Annotated in this window: 5 protein-coding genes and 1 pseudogene; 2 read left to right on the top strand and 4 right to left on the bottom strand. The window is 65.1% G+C overall.

Features of this window, described 5'->3' with window-relative positions; genetic code table 11:
- The 4 genes from chrA to WA702_RS12680 all read right to left on the bottom strand — a co-directional run.
- Positions 1-742, bottom strand: a 742-nt coding sequence (gene chrA / locus WA702_RS12695; protein WP_425110872.1) for a chromate efflux transporter, incomplete at its 3' end; no start/stop codon positions are given.
- Between the two features lie 18 nt (positions 743-760).
- On the bottom strand, positions 761-1,705 hold the full coding sequence (locus WA702_RS12690) for a DUF1259 domain-containing protein (RefSeq protein WP_425110871.1): 945 nt from the start codon (positions 1,703-1,705) through the stop codon (positions 761-763).
- A gap of 109 nt (positions 1,706-1,814) precedes the next feature.
- Positions 1,815-2,633, bottom strand: coding sequence for a chromate resistance protein ChrB domain-containing protein (locus WA702_RS12685; RefSeq protein WP_425110870.1), 819 nt, complete (start codon positions 2,631-2,633; stop codon positions 1,815-1,817).
- Between the two features lie 215 nt (positions 2,634-2,848).
- On the bottom strand, positions 2,849-6,604 hold the full coding sequence (locus tag WA702_RS12680) for a hypothetical protein (protein ID WP_425110869.1): 3,756 nt from the start codon (positions 6,602-6,604) through the stop codon (positions 2,849-2,851).
- 322 nt (positions 6,605-6,926) lie between these two features.
- Here WA702_RS12680 and WA702_RS12675 point away from each other — a divergent pair, with 322 nt between their 5' ends.
- On the top strand, positions 6,927-7,694 hold the full coding sequence (locus tag WA702_RS12675; RefSeq protein WP_425110873.1) for a peroxiredoxin: 768 nt from the start codon (positions 6,927-6,929) through the stop codon (positions 7,692-7,694).
- A gap of 128 nt (positions 7,695-7,822) precedes the next feature.
- Positions 7,823-8,458, top strand: a pseudogene (locus tag WA702_RS12670) (M23 family peptidase); the annotation flags it as partial.

Here is an 8,458-nt window from a genome sequence, read left to right as displayed (position 1 = left end):
CGAGCCAGCCGAATTGCTGAACAAGCCCCTGCTCGAGGAACGGCACGATCACCAGCCCGCTGCCAAAGGTGAGAGAGCCCGCCTTGAGGAAAAACAGCAGCAGCTTGCCGAGGATCGAGCTTGATGTGTGCGGCACGAGCTGCGCCAGCACGGGGGCCGTCAGTGAGAAAGCGGCCGGTGTTTTCCGGATCAGATCGCCGTACCAGAGAATGCCGACAATGCCGGCGCCGATGAACAGCAGCGCGACTTCGGCCTGAAGGACCACCGTCACGGCCAGGCAGACCGCGGCAATTACCCATTGCAGCCGATCCTCCATGCCGAGCCTGGCGAGGCGGTAGCAGGAATGCAGGATCAGCGCGATCACGGCGGGACTGACGCCGTAGAAGATGGCCGTAATCGCCTTGAGGTCTCCCAGGTAGACGTAGAGCGCCCCAAGAGCGGCAACGATGACGAAGTTCGGTAGGATGAACGCCCAGCCGCCCGCCCAGGCTCCCCAGAAGCCGCCGCGCAGGTAGGACACGTAGACCCCGACCTGGATCGCGAGCGGCCCCGGCAGCGACTGGCAGATGGCGATCGCTTCGCGCAACTGCTCCTTGGTGAGCCATTTCTTGTCGTCGACGAGCTCGCGCTCCATCTGCCCGACGAGAGCCACCGGCCCCCCGAAGCCAAGGCAACCGAGCCGCAGGAAGTAGCGGACCAGCTCGCTGATCCGCCCGCTTTCTATCTTTACGCTCCTCGTCATCGTGCCCCCTTGTTGTTCTCAGCTCTTCGTGCTCGCCGTCTTGTCGAGCGCGGCACGAAGCCCCTTTGCGAGCTGGATTGCGTCGTCATTGGCCCAGAAGTGCATGAAGAAGAGGCGCGGCTGCTCATCCAGCATGTGGCTGTGAAGCGCCGACACGTCGATGCCGTGGCTCCGGAGCGCCGAGATCACCGGGTTCACCTCATCGCTGGTGAGGACGAAGTCGCCGGTGATCGCCGCCTTGCCGCCGCCGGTCGGCTGAAAATTGATACCGATGGCGACTCCCATCGGCCCGACCGGACTGAGCGGCATGCCGTCCTCCGTGATAGGATCGCGGCGTGGCACGTTGAACTGATAGACCCCGCCATTCGCCTGACCTTTCACGCCGATGATCTGGTCGAGTTGGGCGGTGTCGAGATCGATTGCGGGCGGCGGCGCCGTCGCCGCGGCGACCGTGAGCGGCGTCTTGCTTTCGGCCAGCGCGTCGTGGATGGCGGTCGCGAGCTTCACCGGATCTCCGTGGCCGCCGATATGCATGTAGAAGGTCTCAGGCTTGGCGCGCAGCAGATGGTTGTGGACCGCGGTAATCTCGAGACCGTTCGCGATCATCTTGGCCATCACCGGATTGATCTCGCTGTCCAGTAACACCAGGTCGCCCATCACCATCGCGCCGCCCTGCATCGGCTTGAACGCGACCCAGCCGCCGAGCGCCAAGGCCGGCCTAATCGACACACCGTCCAGGGTCACAGCAAGGTCGCTGCGTGGAAATCCATAACGGCGGACGTCACCGCCGACAGCGGGTTTGCGGCCAAGAATGTCGTCGACCTTCTGCCAATCGATGTCCTGCGCCTGGGCGGTGGAAACGAACGGCTCGGTGAAAATGCGCCAATCGACCTTCTGTGCGTCCACGCCAGTGATGAGCACGGCCGAGACGATCGACGCCGCAGCCAAGAGAGTTTTGCGCATGTGTGTCTCCGTGGTGGTTGGCTGGTTGAGTTCGTCCTTGCCCCCGCCTCTCGATGGCCGCCTCGTCGATCGAACGATTGCCGATGATCGCGGCGCCGTCATCCGCCGATCACGGCCTCACCTTGTTGGTCGGCCAGTTGTGGGTTTCCCTGGTGGCGTCCCGGCACCAGCGATAGAAGGCGTCATAGAGCAGAATACCGGCACTCAACTGCTCCAGATCGTCCTCGTACATGCGCGATAAACCCAGCGATGCGGCCAGAAGGCCCGACGCCTCCGGCGAGAGATCGAGGCGCCCGGTGTCGGCGGCGCGCACCATCGTCGCCAGGCGTTCGAGCGGCGGCATCGACAGGCCGAACTCGCTGACCATCACGTCGAACGTGCAGAGTTCGCCGCGATGACTCCAGAAAACGTGCTCGATATCGAAGGGAGTAGCCTCGAAGCGGTCCGCTACGGCTTCGACTTCGGGCGGCGCGACGAACAGGAAGACGGCGGTGGGATCGATGAAGCGCCGGATCAACCACGGACAGGCGATGCGGTCGATCTTGGGACGCGCGCGCGTCACCCATACCGTACGACCGCGCCGATCCCGCTTCGGGATCTTGTCGGCGGGCACAGTCGGCAGACCGGCCTCGTTCCATCCAACCTGCCCGCCTTCGAGGCTCTCGGCGGCAATGTTGCCGTGACGCAGCCAGGCAGCCGCGCCCTCGCTCAACTTTTGTCCCTTGTGACAAATGATGACAACGGATTGGCCGGAAACGCTCGCGGCCCAGTCGTTCACATCGCGATGCGAACGCCGCACCGCGCCCGGAATGAGACGCGGGTCCGCGTCGAAGTCTTCATCGATACGGACATCGATGAGAACAGGCACGTGCGGCGTGCCGATCAGACGAGATAGCTTGTCAGGGGAAATCGAGGTGTAAGATGACATGCTGCGCCCTTGGTGACCAGGACGCGATTCTTGGGCATGTCGCCTCGCGGGGAGATCGCACATCCCCGTGCCGCGGATCAAACGCGCGCAAGGCCGGCCTGTCAACAGGCCGCGTTCGATCTTTTCAGTCCGGCAATCACGACCAGGTCAGCAGCACGTCTGGCCAGCCGGCAGCGAATGGACCGCCGCATCGCAAAATGATGCGCGGCGCCCGCTCAGTTGTTCGGTGCCATGTCCATCGTAGTGCCGGGCTGCTGCTTGCCGGTGTTGAAATTGAAGATGTTGCGGAACACGCCGGGCGCCATCGCCGAGATCGGGTTGACATGCACCACCGGCTTGCCGGGCGTGCCGACCACCTCATAGGTGACGCCGAACAGCCCTTCCTTGCTGCCGTTGCCGAGCAGGAGGCCGAACAGCGGGATCTGGCCTGGGATAGCATTCAGTCCGCAAGCCGGAATCATGGTTCCACTCATCCGGACCTTACTGGCATTGTAGTCGATACTGCCTTCGACCGTGAGACAGATCGCCGGCCCCTGCACGACACCATCCCTCACCGAGAGAAGCCCGGGCTGCCGCGTGAATTCGGCGCGCGCCGCTGTGAAACCGACGCCCTGGCCGACGCCGCCTCCTCCGGCCAGCGCGCGGTCGAGCGCAGGCTCGCCCTTGACGGTGAAGTCGCGCATGTTGACCAGCCCCTCCTTGGGGCTGGAATCCGCCGTCGGCGGCTCCATCGCCAGTTCGAGCTGACCGCCGGTCACCTTGGTATAGGTATCGGTGAAATTCAGGAACGCGCCGGCGTCATTGGTCTGCAGATAGACCACCTCGCGGCCCTGGGCGCGGCCGCCGCGAAGGTCCGCGGCGGCAGGCGCATCGCGGCCGAAGCGCAGGTCGGCGGTCACAGGCGTGTCGCGCCCGATCTTGCCGCTCAGGCTAAAGCTCTTGAAGGCGCCGCCGCGCCGCGACAGTTTGAGATCGATGCTACGCAATGCTTCGCCGTTGAAGCCGGCGATGGCGCCGAGCTTCACATCGGCATCCAGATCGAGCGACTTCGACTTGCTCTTGTCGGCATCCTTGCCGCTGGCGCCTGACATCGCCGACTTGATGAAGCCGCGGCCGTCGAACACGTCGCCGCGCATCGTGACCTTGAGCACGCCGTCCTGGCCGCGCTCGGCCTTGAGCTGGGTCTTATCGCCCTCCGATGGCGAATAGGTCGGGAAATTGACGTTCGTCAAGTCGCCGTTCTGGTCGACCTCGAGCGAACCCTTGATCGAGGCTCCGCCCCCTTCGATCACGATATCCTCGAACCGCGTCGATTGCGGCTTGGGCACCACGTTGAAGGTTGCCTTGCCGGACTTGCCCGCCAGCTTGACCCAGCCCGGCAGCACATTGTCGAGCTTCAGCTGGGTGAGATCGGCCTCGACGCCGAGCTTGCTGTCGCGATCGTTGGACGAGGCGATCTTGCCGCTCAGCTTCAGCGGGATGTTGCCGACGATGGCGGGACCGAGATCAACGCCAAGGCGGGCGCGGCTCGCATCGTCCAGCGTCGCCTGCAGCTTGATGTCGGCGTCGCCGTCGGCGGGCTTGCGATAGTCCAGCGCGGCCTGCTGGCCGCTGATCTTGACGTCGCCCTTGACCTGGTAGCCTTGATTGTTGGCCGCGATCTTGAGCTGATTGGCCTCGAGCTTCTGGTTCATCACCAGCTTGTCGGCCGAGAAGCCGTTGAGCTCGGCGGTGACCGCGTAGGTCGTGTCGGTCTTGGACAGTTCGCCCTTCACCGGCATGCCGAGACTGATCGCCGCCTGGAACGTGCCCTTTGCCGTGTTGGGATCAAGCGGGGTCGCAAGGTCGCTGAGCCGGTCAGAGGCGAGCATTTCGGCGGCGGCCGCGACCGGGCCGTCGACGCGCATCCTGATCCGGCATGGCGGCGGCTTCGGCGCCATATCCGGCACCTCGAACACGACGTCGGAAAAGTTGAGCTTGCGCCCGGCCGGGGTGTCGGCCGCACCTTGCCCGATATTGACGATCGCGGTCTTGCCGTTGACGTGCGCACGCAGATCCGCATCGCGGACCGACGGCAGGCCATCGACAGGACGCAGCGTCACGCCTGACGCGACGATGTTGACGTCGAGGCCATCCTCAGGGATCGGTGGGCCCTTGCGCGGCAGGTTCTTCACCGGCGAGTTGACCGCGACGTCGAGCCGCTGTAGCGAGCCGCGATCGACGCGCTCGATCACCCAGGCGCGCACCTCCGGCACGATCAGGGTCGGCCAGATCCGTTTCAGGTTGGAGGCCGACATCGGCGTCCCGGCGAAGCCGAGCTTCAGCCGCGGCTCGCCGGAATAATCCACGCTCCCGGTCCCGGCGATGCCGATCTCGCCATTGCTGATATCGGCCTGCGAGAGCAGCACGCGCTTGCCCTCGGTATCGAAGCGGACATTGACCGAGATCCGGTTGAAGATCAGCGCCGGCTCGCTGTCGATGCCGGCAAGCACGATGGTGCCGCCGGAAAAGCCGAGCCGCCAGTCGTTGGCGACGTCGTTCGGCGGCTCGAGGTGAGCCAGCAAGGTGATCCGGTTGGCGCCGGAGACGATCTTGAACGGCGCCATCAGCACGCGACGGTTGGAATCCCAATCCAGGCTCAGCTCCGCCGAATCGATTGCCATCGGATAATCGGGCGTGTCGGTATCGATGATATTGCCGGCGCCGACGGTGATCTTGCCGCTGAGATAGGTCGGCAGGCCATCACGGCTGAGCTCGCCCTTGATCTCGCCGGACATCGGCAGGTCGGCCATGTAGGTCAAGTCCTTGAGCCGCAGCGCCAGCAGGATGTTGCTGGTCGAGACCTTGTTGGCCTTGATGTCGATGGTGCGCACGCCGTTCGCCGGCGCCCCGACCAGCACCTTCAGCGACCAGGGCTTGGCCCCCTCCTCGCCGAGGCTCACCGCCACGCCGCCGCTGGAGGGCCGGCGCATGCTGAGGCTGATGTGCTCGAAGGTCCATTTGTTGCCGCGCTGCTGGTCGTCGACGACAAGCACGCCGTTCTTCAGGCCGATCTCGTTGAGGTTCTGGCCGTCGAGCCCGGTCAGGCTCAGACTATCGAGCCAGTCGAGACCGGCGAGCACACCGTTCTGTGCGGTCGCAGTCGGCACCGGAACCGGGCCGGCGCCGAGCGGCGCCTGCATGTTGATCTGCGGCCTGGGGACGCCGGGCGTGGCTGGCGGTGGCGGCCCGGATCCAACCGGCGGCGTGAAGGTCGGCGGCAGGCCGGCAGCGCGCTTGGAGGCGACGCCGGTGGCGAGCGGCTTAGAGGTGTCGCCGGTGGAGACGGTCACGGTGCCGTCGGGGGTGATGCGGACGGCAAGCTCGGCATCGACCAGATTGAGGCTTTCGGCGCGCAGCCGGCCCATCAAGAGCGCTGCGCCTGACAGCCGGACCTCGGCCTTTGGCGCGCTCGCCACCACGGCATGGTCCTGGTCGCGCACGATGATGTCGCGGATGCGCACCGCGATCCTGATTCGCCCGGCCCGCTCGATCTGGGTGCCGCCAACCTCGACGGTGTTGCCGTGGCCGATATTGTCCTCGATCGCAGCGGCCAGCCACGGCGTTAAGAAGCCGACATTGATCGGGCCGGTGCCGAGCAACCACCACAGCACAGCGAAGCTCAGCGCGAACACCGCGACCAGCAGGACTAACGAGCGTGCGAGCCGGCCGACCCAGCGCGAGCGGCTCAGCCGACGGCGGACGGCACCGGCGCGGCGCGGCAAGCTGCGCGGTCTGGAATTGCCACCCAGCAGCCGCCGTGTCCGACGATGCGCTGCTTCATCGTGCTCATGATCGTCGTGCTCGTGATCATAGTCGTGATCCGAATCATCGTGATCCGCATAGTCGTAATGTGAGTCGTCGTCCTCCCACGCCCCGGACGGAGCGCTCTCATGCGAAGGGGGGCTGTGGGATGACGTATTGCTTGCCATTGCCTCTCGGTGCCGGCGCCTGATGTCGAATTCGGATGGAGTGATGCCGACCTGATGCCCGGCTTGCTTGTCCGTTTGGCCTCGCCCGTCGACCGATAACGAGCGTTCCTTGGCCGGCATCGCTCCGAATCCTCGATTGATCCTGTTGCTCGTCGTCGGGCGCATCCGGCTCGCGTCAGCCCGCCGGACGGTGCGTCGAATTTCTTGTCACCATAGCCCGGGGCCGTCAGACTTGCCCAGTGGCCCCGTCGATTCCGGCGCACCGGACAAGACACGAAATACCCCAATGATTGATCTGCCGAAAGCGACGAAAGGAAGGCGTATGTCAAAGGAATTGCGCAAGAAATCCTCCAAGAGCACCGCCGGCCAATCTGTCAAGCGAGCCGCCAAAGCCTCGCGTTCCGGCAAGGCTGGCGCGCGGACGGGAACGAGGACCGCAGCACGTGTCCAAGCCACTTCCAAAGTGAAGGCCACGACCAAGGCGAAGGCTGCGACCAAGCCCAGTTCCGCGAAGGCTGGTACGAAGTCGTCCGGACGCACTGTAGCTGCTTCGAAGCCCGCCGCCAAACGCGCAAAACCACCGGCGACTACGGGTGGCGGGACCGAATCGGACGCCGGTTCGGCTGTGATTCTACAGGAAGGAGCAACCGCGCCGGACTTCACATTGCCACGCGACGGCGGCGGCGCGGTCCGGTCAGCCGATTATGCCGGCCGCAAGTTGGTGCTGTTCTTCTATCCCAAGGCCAACACCCCCGGCTGCACCCGAGAGGCGATCGATTTCACCCGGTTGCGTGAGGATTTTGCCACCAGCGGAACTACGGTGCTCGGCGTCTCCGCCGACAGCGTCAAGGCCCAGGACGGTTTTCGCGACAAGCATCAGCTGACCGTGCCCCTGCTCTCGGATCCGCAGCACGAGATGCTCGAGGCGTACGGCGTCTGGGGCGAAAAGTCCTTATATGGCCGCAAGTTCCTCGGCATCATCAGGAGCACGATCCTGATCGGCGACGACGGCCGCATCGCCAAGATCTGGCGCAATGTGAAAGTCGACGGCCATGCCGAAGCCGTGCTCGCTGCGGCGCGCGCGCTTTAACGGCCGTGCGTTCCATTGGCAGAAAATTAACCATGCACGGGTCAAATCGCGCTCGACCAACGAGGCCGTAAGGAACGCATGCTCCGACCCGGCACGGGAGTGCCGATGTCAGATCGGCGGGAGTGCCGATGTCGCATCGTTCCGGCCAGTATGCCGAGTATCCCCAGCACCATGCCCATGATCGCGGACGCACCGTGCCGCGCCGCGGCTCGGTCAACCACGCTGCGCCTCCGCCGGCCGCGCCGTCCTCGGACGGCTATACGCTGGTTCATGCCGGCAAGCAGGTCCGGTTCGGACCGGTGGTGTTCTGGATCGTGGTCGGCACCGTCTCGCTGCTCGGCATCTGGTCGGCAGCGACCGCGACCTATTTCGCGTTCCGCGACGACGTGCTGACACGACTGATCGCGCGCCAGGCTGAGATGCAATATTCCTATGAGGACCGCATCGCCGAATTGCGCGCCAAGGTCGACCGCGCCACCAGCCGCCAGATGCTGGATCAGGAGCAGTTCGACCACAAGCTCGACCAGGTCCTGAAGCGGCAGGCGGCGCTGGAGGGTCGCGCCGCCACGCTCGGCAGCCTCTCTGACATCACCGGCTCGATCCGCCCGCAGGCGCAGGCGCCGCGCGCGCCGGTGGTCTCCGATCCGACCTCGTTCAACAATGCCTCGACGCCAAAACCCTCGCCGATCAGCGACACCGTGATCTTCGCGGCGCCGCCGGACCGCGAGGCGCGGCTGGAATCGCGCACCCCAATGTTCGCCAGC

This window comes from Bradyrhizobium sp. (assembly GCF_049798375.1).
Lineage (GTDB): Bacteria > Pseudomonadota > Alphaproteobacteria > Rhizobiales > Xanthobacteraceae > Bradyrhizobium.
This window is presented reverse-complemented; position numbering and strand designations above follow the sequence as displayed.